We start from the raw sequence: 16,091 nt of genomic DNA on the forward strand, positions 1-16,091 counted from the left end.
CGGTCGCGCAGGGAGGATGGGGCTGCGCGCCGTGCGCCGGCTGGTACCGTCGGCATCGGGGCCGGGCGGGCAGGCGGGACTGGCGGGTGACTGGCCGGGGCTCGGGCTGCGGGTAGCGGCGGAACCGGCGGCAGGGCTGGATAAGCTGGGGTCGATTATAGAGCGCCGCGGGGCCGGTTCGGCAATCCCGGATCAGACGCTGGCGTCGCTTTCGACCAGCGGGGTCAGCGCGCGGGGATGCCAGGCGCGCACGCTTTTCACACGGTTTTCCGCCGACTGCTGGATTTCCAGGCAGTAGGGGCCGATGCGCAGGCACACCGCGCAATCGGGGATCTGCTCCAGGGCTTCGGTGACCAGGCCGTTGAGGGTCTTCGGGCCGTCGCAGGGCAATTGCCAGCCAAGCGACTTGTTCAGCTCGCGCAGGTTGGCGCTGCCGTCGATGACGAAGCTGCCGTCCTCCTGGGCCTGGATATCCGGGTTGTCGAGGCTGTCGAGGTCGTTGAAGTCGCCGACGATCTCTTCGAGGATGTCCTCCAGCGTGACGATGCCGATCACCTCGCCATATTCGTCGACCACCACGCCGATACGGCGCTTCTCCTTCTGGAAGTTCACCAACTGGGTCGACAGCGGCGTGCTTTCCGGCACGAAATACGGCTCCATGCAGGCCTGGCGGAGATTCTCCTTGGTCAGGCGGCCCTGGGTCAGCAGGCGCGCGATCTGGCGCATGTGCACGACCCCTTCGATCTGGTTGACGTCGTCGCGGTAGACCGGCAGGCGGGTGTGGCTGGTGGTGCGCAACTGCTCGACGATGACCTCGAGTTCGTCGTCGAGGTCGATGCCTTCGATTTCGTTTCGCGGGATCATCAGGTCGTTGACCGTGACCTTCTCCAGGTCCAGCAGGCCGAGCAGCATGTCATGCCGGTTGACCTCGCTGGCCTGGGGATTGTCGGCCGGATGCAGGGCCTCTTCGTCGCGGCTGCGTCCGCTGTCGTCCTGTTCCGCCGCGGCGACGCCGAGCAGGCGCAGCAGCGCGTTGCTCAGCAGGGTCAGCAGCCACAGCAGGGGCCAGCACAGGCGCTGCAGGATCAGGAGCGGCAGGCTGAGCGGCAGGGCGACGCGTTCCGAGCGAAGGGCGCCGTAGCGGCGCGGCAGCAGGGCGCCGAACAGCAGCAGGAGCAGGGTCATGCCGGGGATGGCGACGGCCAGGCCGATGACGCCCCAGTGGCGCAGCGCGGCCCAACTGGCCAGGGCGGCGGCGCTGACGTTGACCAGGGTGCGGCCGAACAACAGGGTGCCGCGCAGGCGGTCGTCGTGCAGCAGCAGCCAACTGCTGCGCCGGGCCCCGCGCAGGCCTTGCTTGGCCTGCAGGCGCAGGCGGTAACGGTCGAGGTTGAGCAGGGCGGTCTCGACGCAGGAGAAGAACGCCGAGCAGGCGACCAGGAGAACCAGCAGGCCGACCAGGTACCCGGGGTGCAGCTCATCCATGAAGGAGGCCCATCAGATGTGCAGGATGAATTCCCGCACCAGCTTGCTGCCGAAGTACGCCAACATCAACAGGCAGAAACCGGCCAGGGTCCAGCGGATCGCCTTGTGGCCCCGCCAGCCGAGCTGGTGGCGACCCCAGAGGAGCACGGCGAAGACCACCCAGGCGAAGCAGGACAGGATGGTCTTGTGCGCCAGGTGCTGGGCGAACAGGTTGTCGACGAACAGCCATCCGGACAGCAGCGACAGCGAAAGCAGCGACCAGCCGCCCCAGAGGAAGCCGAACAGCAGGCTTTCCATGGTTTGCAGGGGCGGGAAGTTGCGGATCAGCCCGGACGGATGCTTGTGCTTGAGGCGGTAGTCCTGGAGCAGCAGCAAGAGCGCCTGGAACACCGCGATGGTGAGCAGGCCGTAGGCCAGGATCGAGAGCAGGATGTGGGCCAGAATGCCTGGCTGTTCGTTGATCGGCTCGACGGTGCCGTGGGGGATGAGTACCGCCAGCAGGGTGGTGAGGGCACCCAGCGGGAATAGAAGGAGGAGCAGGTTCTCCACCGGTATCCGCAAGGTCGCCAGCAGGGTCAGGAGAATTACCGCGGCGGCGATCAGGCTGGCGGCGTTGAAGAAGTCCAGCACCAGGCCGGCCGGGGTCAGCAATTGCTGGTAGAGGCTGAAGGCGTGGGCGACCAGTGCCAGGAGTCCGAACAGGAGCAGCAGGGGTTTGCCCGGCGCGGTGCGCTTGGACACACAGGCACCCTGGTAGGCGGCGGTGCCGAGATAGAGAACAGCAGCGATGAGGCTGGGCAGCAGGGGATGCATAAGTCCTTGTAATCGCGGGCCCGAAAGGATGGGAGTTTGGCATAGATCGAGCGTCGCGAGAAAGCCGTTGCGAACAGTTCTCTCGTACCTGTGGCCGGGTTGGCGGACCGCCTGCCGCGGGCGCCGCGACCTCATGGTCCGGCGGTCGCTTCGGCAAAGACGGAACGCATCGGCAAATCAAGGACTTGAGGCTGGCCTCCGGTCGTCGCCGGACACACACTCCGTCTTTCATCGCGTGTCCCGCGACGCGCTCTTGGTTATAATCCGCCGCTTGCCGCAACCCCCGTGGAAGGATCGCGCATGTTCGAAAACCTTACAGACCGCCTCTCGCAGACGCTTCGCCATGTCACCGGCAAGGCCAAGCTGACCGAGGACAACATCAAGGACACTCTGCGCGAAGTGCGCATGGCCCTGCTCGAGGCCGACGTGGCCCTGCCGGTGGTCAAGGACTTCGTCAACAAGGTCAAGGAGCGCGCCGTCGGTACCGAGGTCTCGAAGAGCCTGACCCCGGGACAGGCGTTCGTGAAGATCGTCCGCGCCGAGCTCGAGGAGCTGATGGGGGCGGCCAACGAGGACCTGGCGCTGAGCGTCGCGCCGCCGGCGGTGATCCTGATGGCCGGCCTGCAGGGCGCGGGCAAGACCACCACCGCGGGCAAGCTGGCGCGCTTCCTTAAGGAACGCAAGAAGAAGTCGGTGATGGTGGTTTCCGCCGACGTCTACCGACCCGCCGCGATCAAGCAGCTGGAAACCCTGGCGGGCGAGGTTGGCGTAACCTTCTTCCCTTCCGACGTCAGCCAGAAGCCGGTGGCCATCGCCGAGGCGGCGATCCGCGAGGCGAGACTGAAGTTCATCGACGTGGTGATCGTCGATACCGCAGGCCGCCTGCACATCGATGCCGACATGATGGACGAGATCAAGCAGGTGCACGCGGCGATCAAGCCGGCGGAAACCCTGTTCGTGGTCGATGCCATGACCGGCCAGGACGCCGCCAACACCGCCAAGGCCTTCAATGACGCCTTGCCGCTGACCGGCGTGGTCCTGACCAAGGTCGACGGCGACGCGCGTGGTGGTGCCGCGCTCTCGGTGCGGGCGATCACCGGCAAGCCGATCAAGTTCCTCGGCATGGGCGAAAAGAGCGAAGCGCTCGATCCGTTCCATCCCGACCGCGTGGCCTCGCGCATCCTCGGCATGGGCGACGTGCTCAGCCTGATCGAACAGGCCGAGCAGAACCTCGACCGCGACAAGGCCGAGAAGCTGGCGAAGAAGATCAAGAAGGGCAAGGGCTTCGACCTGGAAGACTTCCGCGACCAGTTGCAACAGATGAAGAACATGGGCGGCCTCGGCGGGCTCATGGACAAGCTGCCGATGCTCGGCGGGGTCAACCTGGCGCAGATGGGCAATGCCCAGGGTGCTGCGGAGAAACAGTTCAAGCAGATGGAGGCGATCATCAACTCGATGACGCCCGGCGAACGGCGCGATCCGGAAATGATCAGCGGCTCGCGCAAGCGCCGCATCGCCCTTGGCTCCGGTACCCAGGTGCAGGACGTCGGCCGGCTGATCAAGCAGCACAAGCAGATGCAGAAGATGATGAAGAAGGTCACCGCCAAGGGCGGCATGGCCAAGATGATGCGAGGCATGGGCAGTATGTTCCCGGGGGGCATGCCCAAGCTTTGATCGGACGCGCGGCCGCTGGCCACGCCGGCGGTTTCGCTCCGTCGGCCGGCGGGCGGACCGTGTGCTTCCCGCGCTCTCCGCGCCGGCCGATGGGTGGCCGAAAAAGAGATTTGCAAATTCCCCGATAATCCTTAGAATATGCGGCCTTTCGGGCCGTGGGCCCAGCGTGCATTCATTTTGCAAGCACCGACTACAGGAACGAAGTTCACATGGTAACCATCCGTCTTGCTCGTGGCGGCTCCAAAAAGCGCCCCTTCTACCACCTGACCGTGACCAACAGCCGCAATGCGCGCGATGGTCGCTTCGTCGAGCGCATCGGTTTCTTCAACCCGGTTGCGACTGGTGGCGAAGTGCGTCTGTCCGTCGACCAGGAGCGTGCTACCTACTGGCTCGGCCAGGGTGCACAGCCGTCTGAGCGCGTTGCTCAGCTGCTCAAGGACGCTGCCAAGGCAAACGCCTAAGCCGTCATGAGTGAAATGCCGACACCCGCCGACGACCTGGTCGTGATCGGCAAGATCGTTTCGGTGTACGGCATCCGCGGTGAGGTGAAGGTGTATTCCTTTACCGACCCGTTGGACAACCTGCTGGACTATCGCCGCTGGACGCTCCGGCGCGACGGCGAGATTCGGCAGGCCGAGCTGGTCAGGGGGCGCCTGCATGGCAAGGTCCTGGCCGCCAAGCTCAAGGGGCTCGACGATCGCGAAGAGGCCCGCACCTTCACCGGTTACGAGATCTGCATCCCGCGTAGCGAGTTGCCCTCTCTCGAGGAAGGTGAGTACTACTGGCACCAGCTGGAAGGCCTGAAGGTGATCGACCAGGGCGGGCAGTTGCTCGGCGTGATCGACCATCTGCTGGAAACCGGTGCCAACGATGTCATGGTGGTCAAGCCCTGCGCGGGCAGCCTGGACGACCGCGAGCGCCTGTTGCCCTACACCGGGCAGTGCGTGCTGTCGATCGACCTGGCCGCTGGCGAGATGCGGGTGGACTGGGACGCGGACTTCTGATCATCCATGGACAAGCGTTTGTGGGTGGGCGTCGTCAGCATCTTTCCGGAGATGTTCCGCGCGATCAGTGACTATGGCATCACCAGCCGTGCGGTAAAGCAGGGGTTGCTCACGCTGACCTGCTGGAATCCACGGGACTACACCGAGGACCGCCACCAGACGGTGGACGACCGGCCCTTCGGCGGTGGCCCTGGCATGGTGATGAAGATCAAGCCTCTGGAGGGCGCGCTGGCGGATGCCAGGCAAGCCGCCGGGGGCAGGAAGGCGAAGGTGATCTACCTTTCGCCGCAAGGCCGCCAGCTGACGCAGGCGGGCGTACGCGAACTGGCCGAAGAGGAAGCGTTGATCCTCATCGCCGGGCGCTACGAAGGCATCGACGAGCGCTTCATCGAAGAGCACGTCGATGAAGAATGGTCGATCGGCGATTATGTCCTGTCCGGCGGTGAGTTGCCGGCCATGGTGCTGGTCGATGCAGTGACGCGGTTGCTGCCCGGTGCATTGGGTCATGCAGATTCCGCCGAGGAGGACTCCTTCACGGATGGCCTGCTCGACTGCCCGCACTACACCCGACCCGAGGTGTACGCGGACAAACGTGTTCCTGAAGTGTTGCTCAGTGGCAACCATGAACACATCCGGCGTTGGCGTTTGCAGCAGGCCCTTGGGCGGACCTGGGAACGACGCGCCGATCTTCTGGATAGCCGCTCGCTTTCTGGAGAAGAGCAGAAGCTGCTGGCGGAATATATCCGTCAGCGGGACGATAGTTAACGTATCGATGGCTGGCCGATTGCCGGTCTTAGGAGCACAGCATGACCAACAAGATCATTCAGCAGATCGAAGCTGAACAGATGAACAAAGAGATCCCGGCGTTCGCCCCCGGCGATACCGTGATCGTCCAGGTCAAGGTGAAGGAAGGCGACCGTCAGCGTCTGCAGGCCTTCGAAGGCGTCGTTATCGCCAAGCGCAACCGTGGCCTGAACAGCGCCTTCACCGTGCGCAAGATCTCCAACGGCGTGGGCGTGGAACGTACCTTCCAGACCTACAGCCCGATCGTCGACAGCCTGAGCGTCAAGCGTCGCGGCGACGTGCGCAAGGCCAAGCTGTACTACCTCCGCGCCCTGTCCGGCAAGGCCGCGCGCATCAAGGAAAAACTGGTCTAATCCGGTTCTTCTCCGAGAAAAGCAGCCCGAGGGCTGCTTTTTTCATGTCTGGCGTTCGCCTTTCCGGCGGCGCTTCCTACTGCCCACGGCAGCGCATAACCAGTACAACATCCGCGGCACCCAGGCAGCCACTCCATCCGGTATTCGTGGCATGACCCCCAGAGAGCAAGAAATCCTGCGTCGCACCGAGCTTTCCGAAACCCGTGTGACCAAGGCGGTATTCCCGCCCACCACCAATCACCACAACACCCTGTTCGGCGGGACTGCGCTGGCCTGGATGGACGAGGTCTCGTTCATCACCGCGACCCGTTTCTGCCGCCTGCCGCTGGTGACCGTTTCCACCGATCGCATCGACTTCAACCACCCGATCCCGGCGGGCTCGATCGTCGAACTGGTCGGACGGGTGGTCAAGGTCGGCAACACCAGCCTCAAGGTGGAGGTCGAGGTGTACCTGGAAAGCATGTACGCCGACGGTCGCGAGAAGGCCATACACGGCCTGTTCAGCTTCGTTGCCATCGACGACGAAAAGCGGCCGGTTCCGGTCCTGCCGGGGTTCCCGGCCAGCCAGGCGGCTTGATACAGGCAGAAAGAAGGCACCCACGGGTGCCTTTTCCATATCCCCGGACGATCCGGCCCTGGGTTGGGATCAGGGCCGCAGGCTGATCTTCAGGGAGGCTTGGGACAGGTCGATCTGTTGCAGGCTGACGCTGCCGAACGTCTGCTCGCGCGGCGCGCCGGCAATGCGGATATTGTCGAAGCGCACCTCGCCGATACTGCTCGGCAGGCGCAGGTTGACCGAGCCGTCGGGGTTGAGCGTGCTTTGCGTCTTGCCGGTTTCGTAGCGAACGTCGCTCATCGAGGTTTCCGCCTCCAGGCTGTCGAGCATCGGCATCACCAGCTTCGCCAGTTGCTTCACCGCGGCCAGTCCGTCGCCGCCCTCGGCCTTCAGGAACAGGCCCTCGAGGCTTTCGTTGAGGCCCTGGGCGTTGACGTTGCTCATCTCGACGTCGGTCAGCGGACGCAGGTTCTTCGGCAATTCCTGGCGGCTCATGGCCGCTGGCGGCTGCATACGCTGGATGTCGGCGCTGGCCATCTGGAACGGACTGAGCAGGGCGGCGACCAGGGTCGCGGCCAGGCGCAGGTTGGTCTGCTTCTTCAGCGCCTTCTTCAGTTGCCGTTCGCTCAGCAGGCCCTGCTCGATCAGGGTTTCGCCCAGGCGCTTGTGGTTGCTCAACTGCGCCTGGATCGCGGCGTCCAGTTGGGCGGCGCTAATCAGCCCCTTGTTGATCAGGATCTGGCCCAGGCGGGAATGTTGTTGATTGGACATGGTCATGGCCTGATGAAAAAAGAGGATGATGGCTAGATGCAATCATCCTCTTCGTGGGCTTCGTTTGTCACCCAACCTTGGATAGGGTGACGACGGTCTTTCGTCGGTTCGTTGAAGTCTAGTCGGCGATTTCCGTAGCCTGCGACTTGCTGACTGACGGTTCCGCGTCGATCAGCGACAGCAGCGTCCAGCCGGTGCCCGGCGCCAGCGTGGACTGTGGCGTGGCGACGTGCATCCTGCCGTTCGGATCGCGGGCGAACAGCAGGATCGCGGACTCGCCGTGCAGCGCCTGGTAGTCGTTCCAGCCGAAGGTGTCGGTGAGCAGGGTGGTGCGGATTTCGGCGCCGCGCGACAGCAGGCTGGCGAACTGCGCGTAGGTCAGCGGTCGCTGGCCAAGTGGGCGGCCACGGTGTTCGTCGCTGGAGCGGTGCTTGTCGGTACGCTTGGCTTCCTGGCTGGTCGGCAGGCCGAACAGCTGGCGATGGCCGAACTCGTGGCGGAAGCGCATGGCCGCCAGGGTATTCAGCTCGCCGGCTGGAGAAACCCCCAGCAAATGCCCGATGCCGACCAGGTCGAGGTGGGCTTCGGCGTGCTGCGAGGTGGGATTGCCGAAATAGGTGGGCAGGTTGTCCATGCGGGCGGCGCGGATGTTTTCCCAGCTCGAATCAGTCAGCAGCACGCGGCTGCCGAGGCTCTTCAGGGCCTTGCCGATGGCGCGCCCGACCGGATTGGCGCCGACGATCAGGTAGCCGCTGGGCGAGGGCTCGGCGACCTTCAGCAGGCGCGCCAGGGGGCGGGCGGTGGCGCTTTGCAGGACCACCGTGCCGATGATCACCAGAAAGGTCAGCGGCACCAGCAGCGCCGCCTGGGCATGGCCTTCGGCGCTCAGGCGGATGGCGAAGATCGCCGAGACCGCCGCGGCGACGATCCCGCGCGGGGCGATCCAGCTGAGCAGGGCGCGCTCGCGCCAGCTCAGCGGCGAACCCCAGGTCGACAGCGCCACGTTCAGCGGCCGGGCGACGAACTGGATCAGCAGCAGCACCAGCAGCGCCGCCGGGCCCAGGCCGAGCAGGGCATTGATGTCCAGGCGCGCGGCCAGGAGGATGAACAGGCCGGAAATCAGCAGGACGCTGAGGTTTTCCTTGAAGTGCAGGATCTGCCGTACGTCGACGCCCTTCATGTTGGCCAGGCCCATGCCCATCAGGGTGACGGCGAGCAGCCCGGATTCGTGCATCACCCGGTTCGAGGCGATGAATACGCCCAGCACCGCGGCCAGCGTCGCCAGGTTGTGCAGGTAGTCCGGCAGCCAGTGGCGGCGCAGGACGATGCCCAGCGCCCAGCCGCCGAGGATGCCGAACAGGCTGCCGCAGAGGATCACTCCACCGAAGGTCTGCAGGCTGTGTAGCCAGCCATCGCCTTCGCCGCTGGAGATGATGAAGCTGTACACCACTACCGCCAGCAGGGCGCCGATGGGATCGATGACGATACCTTCCCAGCGCAGGATGTTCGCCACCGCGGCCTTGGGCCGGACCACCCGCAGCATCGGGACGGTCACCGTGGGCCCGGTGACCAGGGTCAGGGTGCCGAACAGCAGGGCCATTTCCCAGCCGAAGTCGAGCAGGTAGTGGGCGGCCAGGGCGATCACGCCCCAGGTCGAGAGCGCGCCGATGGTCACCATTCGGTGCACCACGGTGCCGATTTCCTTCCATTCGCTGAAATGCAGGGTCAGGCTGCCCTCGAAGAGGATCAGCGCCACTGCCAGGGATACCAGTGGGAACAGCAGGGGGCCGAACATCTCGTCCGGATCGAGCCAGCCGAGTAGCGGGCCGGCGACGATCCCGGACAGCAGCAGGAAAAGAATGGCTGGCAGGCGCAGGCGCCAGGCCAGCCATTGACTGAGCAGGGCGGCGGCACCGATGCCGCCGAGGGCGAGCAGGATAGCGTTCTGGTCCATCGAGGATTCCTTGTCAGCGTCGCTCCGCTCGTCCTGAGCCGGGGCGAACCATCGAGCCACATGGCTCCGCTTTTTCCCGCGGGCACGGGAAGCCGGCCGACCTCCTGTCGACCGGCCTGACTAACCATTACGTGGCGATGACGGCCAACGCTCGCGATAGCGCCCAGGCTATGAAAGACTAGCCGCGCTTTCATTTGGTTCGCAGCCTTCATCCATGAGTACCCTCGAACATCCCCTGATCGACCGTTTCCTCGATGCCCTGTGGCTGGAAAAAGGCCTTGCCGACAACACCCGCGAGGCTTATCGCAACGACCTCCAGCAGTTCAACGCCTGGCTCGATGGCCGCGGGCTGCGCCTGGAGGGCATCGGCCGCGACGCCATCCTCGATCACCTGGCCTGGCGCCTGGAACAGGGCTACAAGGCCCGCTCGACCGCGCGCTTCCTCTCCGGCCTGCGTGGCTTCTATCGCTATTGCCTGCGCGACGGCCTGATCGCCGAGGATCCCACCTTGCAGGTGGACCTGCCGCAACTGGGCAAGCCGTTGCCGAAATCCCTCTCCGAAGCGGACGTCGAGGCATTGCTGGCGGCGCCGGAAGTCGACGACCCGCTGGGCCTGCGCGATCGCACCATGCTCGAAGTGCTGTATGCCTGCGGCCTGCGGGTCAGCGAACTGGTCGGCCTGACCCTGGAGCAGGTCAACCTGCGCCAGGGCGTGGTCAAGGTATTCGGCAAGGGCAGCAAGGAGCGCCTGGTGCCGCTCGGCGAGGAAGCCATCGGCTGGCTCGAACGCTACCTGCGCGAGGCCCGCGGCGACCTGCTCGGCGGGCGGCCCAGCGACGTGCTGTTCCCCAGCCTGCGCGGCGAACAGATGACCCGCCAGACCTTCTGGCATCGCATCAAGCATCACGCGCAGGTGGCGGCGATCGGCACGTCGATTTCGCCGCACACCCTGCGCCACGCCTTCGCCACCCACCTGCTCAACCATGGCGCCGACCTGCGGGTGGTGCAGATGCTGCTCGGCCACAGCGACCTGTCGACCACCCAGATCTATACCCATATCGCCCGGGCCCGCCTCCAGGATCTGCACGCACGCCACCACCCGCGAGGCTGACGCTTTGTCCGAAAAATCCGTACCTACCCGAAAAGAGGCGCTTTCGTAGCGTTCTGCGACAAGCGTCGGGCCCGTCGGGATAGTGGTCTATGGTAGGCTTCGCCGACCGCACGACAGGAGTGACACATGCGCGTGACCCGTTTTCTGGCTGCTGCCGCCCTCGGCCTGATGAGTACCCTGGCCCTGGCAGACAATGCCGATCAGAACATCCGCAAGACCCTGCAGGCCCTGCAACCGGACCTGCCCATCGACTCCATCGCCAGCAGCCCGCTGCAGGGGCTCTACCAGGTGCAGCTGAAGGGCGGCCGGGTGCTCTACGCCAGCGCCGACGGCCAGTTCGTCATGCAGGGCTACCTCTACCAGGTGAAGGACGGCAAGCCGGTCAACCTGACCGAGAAGGCCGAGAGCCAGGCGATCGCCAAGGCGATCAACGGCGTGCCCGCCAGCGAGATGGTGGTGTATCCGGCCAAGGGCCAGGCCAAGGCGCACATCACGGTGTTCACCGATACCACCTGCCCGTACTGCCAGAAGCTGCATGCCGAGGTGCCGGACCTGACCGAGCAGGGGATCGAGGTGCGCTACATGGCGTTCCCGCGCCAGGGGCCGCAGTCGGCGGGCGACAAGCAACTGCAGGCGGTCTGGTGTGCGAAGGAGCCGACCAAGGCGATGGACGCCATGATGAACGGCAAGGAGATCAAGTCTTCCGAGTGCAAGAACCCGGTCGACAAGCAGTTCCAGATGGGCCAGATGGTCGGGGTGCAGGGAACGCCGGCGATCGTCCTCGCCAACGGCCAGTTGCTCCCCGGCTACCAGCCGGCCAAGCAGTTGGCCAAGCTGGCGCTGGAGGCCAAATAGCGCCGGGTCTGCCGAACAATTGACTAATAAAGAGCCGCTTCGTAATGTGCGGCTCTTTTGTTTTCATCATTGGCGATTTCCGTCGCCCGCTGGCGGAATCCATCGCCAGGATGTGTCGTGGCCCGTACAGTGGTCGCGTCAACCTCGATTCGATCGGGGAACCATAGCAGGCCGGCGCGTCCGGCCGTCGTAGGTGAGATGGGGAGTTCCAGCGTGAAACCGGTCAAAGTAGGCATCTGTGGGTTGGGGACCGTCGGTGGCGGTACCTTCAATGTACTCGAACGCAACGCCGAGGAGATTGCCCGCCGTGCCGGGCGCGGTATCGAGGTTGCGCAGATCGCCGCCCGCCGGCCGAACCCGAAGTGCGATACCGGTGCGACCCCCATCACCGCCGATATCTTCGACGTAGCGTGCAATCCCGAGATCGACGTGGTCGTCGAGTTGATCGGCGGCTACACCCTGGCCCACGAGCTGGTGCTCAAGGCCATCGAGAACGGCAAGCACGTGGTCACCGCGAACAAGGCGCTGATCGCCGTGCACGGCAACGAGATCTTCGCCAAGGCCCGCGAGAAGGGCGTGATCGTCGCCTTCGAGGCCGCTGTCGCCGGCGGCATCCCGGTGATCAAGGCGATCCGCGAGGGGCTGTCGGCCAACCGCATCAACTGGCTGGCCGGGATCATCAACGGTACCGGCAACTTCATCCTCAGCGAAATGCGCGAGAAGGGCCGTACCTTCCCCGACGTGCTCGCCGAGGCCCAGGCCCTGGGCTATGCCGAGGCCGACCCGACCTTCGACGTGGAAGGCATCGACGCCGCCCACAAGCTGACCATCCTCGCCTCGATCGCCTTCGGCATTCCGCTGCAGTTCGACAAGGCCTACACCGAAGGCATCTCGAAGCTGACCAGCGCCGACGTCAACTACGCCGACGCCCTCGGCTATCGCATCAAGCACCTGGGCGTGGCGCGTCGCACCGAGAGCGGCTTCGAGCTGCGCGTGCACCCGACCCTGATTCCCTCGGATCGCCTGATCGCCAACGTCAACGGCGTGATGAACGCGGTGATGGTCAACGGCGACGCCGTCGGCTCGACCCTCTACTACGGCGCCGGTGCCGGCATGGAACCGACCGCTTCCTCGGTGGTGGCCGACCTCGTCGACGTGGTCCGCGCCATGACCTCCGATCCGGAGAACCGCGTACCGCACCTGGCGTTCCAGCCGGACGCGCTGTCCGACCACCCGATCCTGCCGATCGAAGCCTGCGAAAGCGCCTACTATCTGCGCATCCAGGCCAAGGACCACCCGGGCGTACTGGCCCAGGTGGCCACCATCCTGTCCGAGCGCGGCATCAACATCGAATCGATCATGCAGAAGGAGGCCGAGGAACAGGACGGCCTGGTGCCGATGATCCTGGTTACCCACCGGGTCATCGAACAACGCATCAACGATGCCATCGCCGCCCTGGAAGCGCTGGAAGGCGTGTCCGGGCCGGTGGTCCGTATCCGTGTCGAACAACTGAATTGATCGAACGCCGGGCGCCGCTCGCGGGCCCGCGTCAACAGCGAAGGTTTTGAACATGCGTTACATCAGCACCCGCGGCCAAGCGCCCGCCCTGAACTTCGAAGATGTCCTCCTCGCCGGCCTGGCCAGCGACGGCGGCCTCTACGTCCCGGAAAACCTGCCACGCTTCACCCTCGAGGAGATCGCCTCCTGGGTCGGCCTGCCCTACCACGAGCTGGCCTTCCGGGTGATGCGCCCGTTCGTCGCCGGCAGCATCGCCGATGCCGACTTCAAGAAGATCCTCGAGGAAACCTATGGCGTCTTCGCCCATGACGCAGTGGCGCCGCTGCGCCAGTTGAACGGCAACGAATGGGTGCTGGAGCTGTTCCACGGCCCGACCCTGGCCTTCAAGGACTTCGCCCTGCAACTGCTCGGCCGCCTGCTCGACCATGTGCTGGCCAAGCGCGGCGAGCGCGTGGTGATCATGGGGGCCACCTCCGGCGATACCGGCTCCGCGGCCATCGAAGGCTGCCGCCGTTGCGACAACGTCGACATCTTCATCATGCACCCGCACAACCGCGTGTCCGAGGTGCAGCGCCGGCAGATGACCACCATCCTCGGCGACAACATCCACAACATCGCCATCGAAGGCAACTTCGACGACTGCCAGGAGATGGTCAAGGCCAGCTTCGCCGACCAGGGCTTCCTCAAGGGTACCCGCCTGGTAGCGGTGAACTCGATCAACTGGGCGCGGATCATGGCCCAGATCGTCTACTACTTCCATGCCGCGCTGCAGCTCGGCGCGCCGCATCGCTCGGTGGCGTTCTCGGTGCCGACCGGCAACTTCGGCGACATCTTCGCCGGCTACCTGGCGCGCAACATGGGCCTGCCGGTCAGCCAGCTGATCGTCGCGACCAACCGCAACGACATCCTGCACCGCTTCATGAGCGGTAATCGCTACGACAAGGACACCCTGCATCCCTCGCTGTCGCCGTCGATGGATATCATGGTCTCGTCCAACTTCGAACGCCTGCTGTTCGACTTGCACGGCCGCAACGGCAAGGCCGTCGCCGAACTGCTGGATGCCTTCAAGGCCAGCGGCAAGCTGTCGGTGGAAGACCAGCGCTGGACCGAGGCGCGCAAGCTGTTCGACTCCCTGGCGGTCAGCGACGAGCAGACCTGCGAGACCATCGCCGAGGTATACCGCTCCTGTGGCGAGTTGCTCGACCCGCACACCGCCATTGGCGTGCGTGCCGCCCGCGAATGCCGGCGCAGCCTGAGCGTGCCGATGGTGACCCTGGGCACTGCGCATCCGGTCAAGTTCCCCGAAGCGGTGGAGAAGGCCGGCATCGGCCAGGCGCCGGCGCTGCCTGCGCACCTCGCCGACCTGTTCGAGCGCGAGGAGCGCTGCACCGTATTGCCGAACGAGCTGGCCAAGGTACAGGCCTTCGTCAGCCAGCACGGCAATCGCGGCAAGCCGCTCTGAGCCTGTCGTGAAAGGAAGAAGCCCGCCTTGATGGCGGGCTTTTTCATGTCTTCTCAAAGGGCAGCGGCGAGTTTGTTGCGCGAGGGGCGGAGCAGCCTCAGTGGATCGTTGAACTGGATGTCGCTGGCCAGCTTGTAGTAGCGCCCGACGAAATAGTCGCGGGCCTGGGCATCGTTCTTTCCCTGGTACAGCACCCAGGCGACGCTGATGCCGGCGAACTCGTTGTACTCGATCTGTCGCAGCGGGCTGAAGTGGGTCGCCGTGGTGGCCGTGGCGCCCCAGGCGGGCACGTCGCGGATCAACGGGCCCTGCCAGAGGATCGGCCAACTGAGCGGCGGCACGACCACATCGGCCAGTCCGGTCAGCAGCAGGGTCGGGGTCTTTACCGTGGAACCGATGGCCAGGGGGCCTGGCTCGATCGGCAGGGCGCCGACCAGCTTCAACCGTGGCTCGATGAGTTTCAGGGCTTGTGCAGAGAGACTGGCGCTCTGCAGTGTGGCCTGGCCGCCGGCGGAGTGCCCGGCGACCAGCGTCCGGGAAAAGTCGGCCCGGTCATGCAGGGCCGAGGCCGGGTCCCTGTCCAGTTTCGCGACCTCAAGGATGCCGAGGGCGTGCATCAGCGGGAAGGAATTGATGAAGTCGGAGGAGATCACCACGATGAAGCCGTGGCTGGCCCACAGTTTCATCAGTTCGTGATAGTTGCCGGCGTTGGAAAGTATGCCGCCGACGAAAGTGATGACCGGAAGCTTGGCGTCGGACGCGGCGATGTCCGCCGGATAGTAGACGCTGGTACTGATCGGGCTGGCGAAGCCATAGGGGAAAGCCTCGTTGCAGCGGATCGAGCCGTCCAGCAGGACGATCCTGGCGATGGTCCCGACGAAGCCACGACAATCGGCGAGCACGGCGGTGCTGGCGATCTCGGTGTCGGCGACCGGACGCGCGTACTGGTCGTTGGCCAGGCCGACGGCGCCGAACAGCAGCGAGCCCTGTGCCGTGCCGGCGGCGAATGCCAGCGCGAGGATGAAGGCGCGCCAGGCGCCGCGGGGGGATGCGAAGGCAGTCATGAGATCCTCGCTGTTCGGTGCGCAGGGGAAAGTCTCGTTGTTACTGCCTGACGGACGCGCCGGATACTGCAATTTCAAGCAGGTGAAGGCGTTGCGCGAGGGTGGGATGGTTGGAGTTTTTCCCGGTGCTTCCCTTATAGCGGGCTGATCGTTGCGTTGGTCTGGTTCGGCTCGAATGGCTATTTGCGCCGGCACGTGGCCTTTCGCCAGATGCTGCCGTTAGTCCGGTAAATGCTTGCATCGACGAACCCTATTCGCGTTTTTTCGGTCTTTGACGAGTCTTATTCGTCGAAACAGGAGACCTGATTTGGACAGCCTGAAGCAACGACTGGCCGATGCCTTCGCTCCCCATCCCTTCACCCTCAGCCAGCCCCGGCCCGATGGCGGACGGGTGGTCACGCTGGTCGATCCGCAGGGGGAAGCCCTGTTGCAGCGGGTCATCGCCAAGGTGCAGTTGAACGACGAAAGCTATCTCGAGGATGCCGTGCAGACCATTCGCCGGGAATTGCAGGTGCTGGTCGGGCGGATGGAGGAAGACGTGCTGGCGACCTTCCGCGAGCGGGATCACGTGCTGCTGTATTCGTCGCGCTAGCACCGTCTCGTTCGAGGGCGCGTTGCGCATCGGGCGGTCAGGCCGAAGGCGCGCGCCGGTGCAGCGGCTCTTGCC

Annotated in this window: 16 protein-coding genes; 11 read left to right on the top strand and 5 right to left on the bottom strand. The window is 65.0% G+C overall.

The window, feature by feature from the left end; translation table 11 throughout:
- Window positions 1–192 precede the first annotated feature (192 nt).
- Complete coding sequence (locus tag LE197_RS36060) at window positions 193–1,485, bottom strand: HlyC/CorC family transporter (protein ID WP_003111904.1); 1,293 nt, start codon at window positions 1,483–1,485, stop codon at window positions 193–195.
- 12 nt (window positions 1,486–1,497) lie between these two features.
- Window positions 1,498–2,298 (bottom strand): inner membrane protein YpjD, encoded by an 801-nt coding sequence (locus tag LE197_RS36065; RefSeq protein WP_003092649.1) that lies wholly within the window; start codon window positions 2,296–2,298, stop codon window positions 1,498–1,500.
- Between the two features lie 300 nt (window positions 2,299–2,598).
- Between LE197_RS36065 and ffh the strand changes: the two genes are divergently transcribed.
- From ffh to LE197_RS36095, 6 genes are all read left to right on the top strand, one after another.
- The gene (gene ffh / locus LE197_RS36070) at window positions 2,599–3,972 is read left to right on the top strand and encodes a signal recognition particle protein (protein ID WP_003092645.1); all 1,374 of its coding nucleotides are present in this window, start codon (window positions 2,599–2,601) and stop codon (window positions 3,970–3,972) included.
- A 209-nt stretch (window positions 3,973–4,181) separates the two neighbouring features.
- Window positions 4,182–4,433: a 30S ribosomal protein S16 gene (gene rpsP, locus LE197_RS36075; RefSeq protein WP_003092643.1), complete on the top strand. Its 252-nt coding sequence runs from the start codon at window positions 4,182–4,184 to the stop codon at window positions 4,431–4,433.
- Between the two features lie 15 nt (window positions 4,434–4,448).
- The gene (rimM, locus tag LE197_RS36080; RefSeq protein ID WP_003092640.1) at window positions 4,449–4,976 is read left to right on the top strand and encodes a ribosome maturation factor RimM; all 528 of its coding nucleotides are present in this window, start codon (window positions 4,449–4,451) and stop codon (window positions 4,974–4,976) included.
- Window positions 4,977–4,982: 6 nt separating this feature from the next.
- Window positions 4,983–5,741, top strand: coding sequence for a tRNA (guanosine(37)-N1)-methyltransferase TrmD (gene trmD / locus LE197_RS36085; RefSeq protein ID WP_003119312.1), 759 nt, complete (start codon window positions 4,983–4,985; stop codon window positions 5,739–5,741).
- Window positions 5,742–5,782: 41 nt separating this feature from the next.
- Window positions 5,783–6,133 (top strand): 50S ribosomal protein L19, encoded by a 351-nt coding sequence (gene rplS, locus LE197_RS36090; RefSeq protein WP_003092637.1) that lies wholly within the window; start codon window positions 5,783–5,785, stop codon window positions 6,131–6,133.
- Between the two features lie 151 nt (window positions 6,134–6,284).
- Window positions 6,285–6,710, top strand: a complete 426-nt coding sequence (locus tag LE197_RS36095) for an acyl-CoA thioesterase (protein WP_003092635.1) — start codon at window positions 6,285–6,287, stop codon at window positions 6,708–6,710.
- A 69-nt stretch (window positions 6,711–6,779) separates the two neighbouring features.
- Here the strand turns inward: LE197_RS36095 and LE197_RS36100 are convergent, their stop codons facing one another.
- A complete protein-coding gene (locus LE197_RS36100) occupies window positions 6,780–7,466 on the bottom strand; it encodes a hypothetical protein (RefSeq protein ID WP_003119314.1) in 687 nt (228 codons plus the stop codon).
- A gap of 112 nt (window positions 7,467–7,578) precedes the next feature.
- A complete protein-coding gene (locus LE197_RS36105) occupies window positions 7,579–9,414 on the bottom strand; it encodes a cation:proton antiporter (RefSeq protein WP_226033836.1) in 1,836 nt (611 codons plus the stop codon).
- A 214-nt stretch (window positions 9,415–9,628) separates the two neighbouring features.
- On the opposite strand from LE197_RS36105, the gene xerD reads away from it, so the two are divergent.
- The 4 genes from xerD to thrC all read left to right on the top strand — a co-directional run bounded on the left by xerD (window position 9,629) and on the right by thrC (window position 14,360).
- Window positions 9,629–10,525, top strand: coding sequence for a site-specific tyrosine recombinase XerD (gene xerD / locus LE197_RS36110; RefSeq protein ID WP_003092629.1), 897 nt, complete (start codon window positions 9,629–9,631; stop codon window positions 10,523–10,525).
- A 126-nt stretch (window positions 10,526–10,651) separates the two neighbouring features.
- On the top strand, window positions 10,652–11,380 hold the full coding sequence (gene dsbC / locus LE197_RS36115) for a bifunctional protein-disulfide isomerase/oxidoreductase DsbC (protein ID WP_003092626.1): 729 nt from the start codon (window positions 10,652–10,654) through the stop codon (window positions 11,378–11,380).
- Window positions 11,381–11,593: 213 nt separating this feature from the next.
- Entirely contained in the window at window positions 11,594–12,898 is a 1,305-nt protein-coding gene (locus tag LE197_RS36120; protein ID WP_003109642.1) for a homoserine dehydrogenase, read from the top strand.
- A gap of 52 nt (window positions 12,899–12,950) precedes the next feature.
- A complete protein-coding gene (thrC, locus tag LE197_RS36125; RefSeq protein WP_003092622.1) occupies window positions 12,951–14,360 on the top strand; it encodes a threonine synthase in 1,410 nt (469 codons plus the stop codon).
- 53 nt (window positions 14,361–14,413) lie between these two features.
- On the opposite strand, the gene LE197_RS36130 is transcribed toward thrC, so the two are convergent.
- Window positions 14,414–15,619: an adenylate cyclase gene (locus LE197_RS36130; protein WP_073653456.1), complete on the bottom strand. Its 1,206-nt coding sequence runs from the start codon at window positions 15,617–15,619 to the stop codon at window positions 14,414–14,416.
- 112 nt (window positions 15,620–15,731) lie between these two features.
- Here LE197_RS36130 and LE197_RS36135 point away from each other — a divergent pair, with 112 nt between their 5' ends.
- A complete protein-coding gene (locus LE197_RS36135; RefSeq protein ID WP_170872210.1) occupies window positions 15,732–16,016 on the top strand; it encodes a DUF3509 domain-containing protein in 285 nt (94 codons plus the stop codon).
- Window positions 16,017–16,091: the final 75 nt, after the last annotated feature.

This window comes from Pseudomonas sp. PS1(2021) (genome assembly GCF_020405165.1).
GTDB classification, from domain to species: Bacteria; Pseudomonadota; Gammaproteobacteria; order Pseudomonadales; family Pseudomonadaceae; genus Pseudomonas; species Pseudomonas aeruginosa.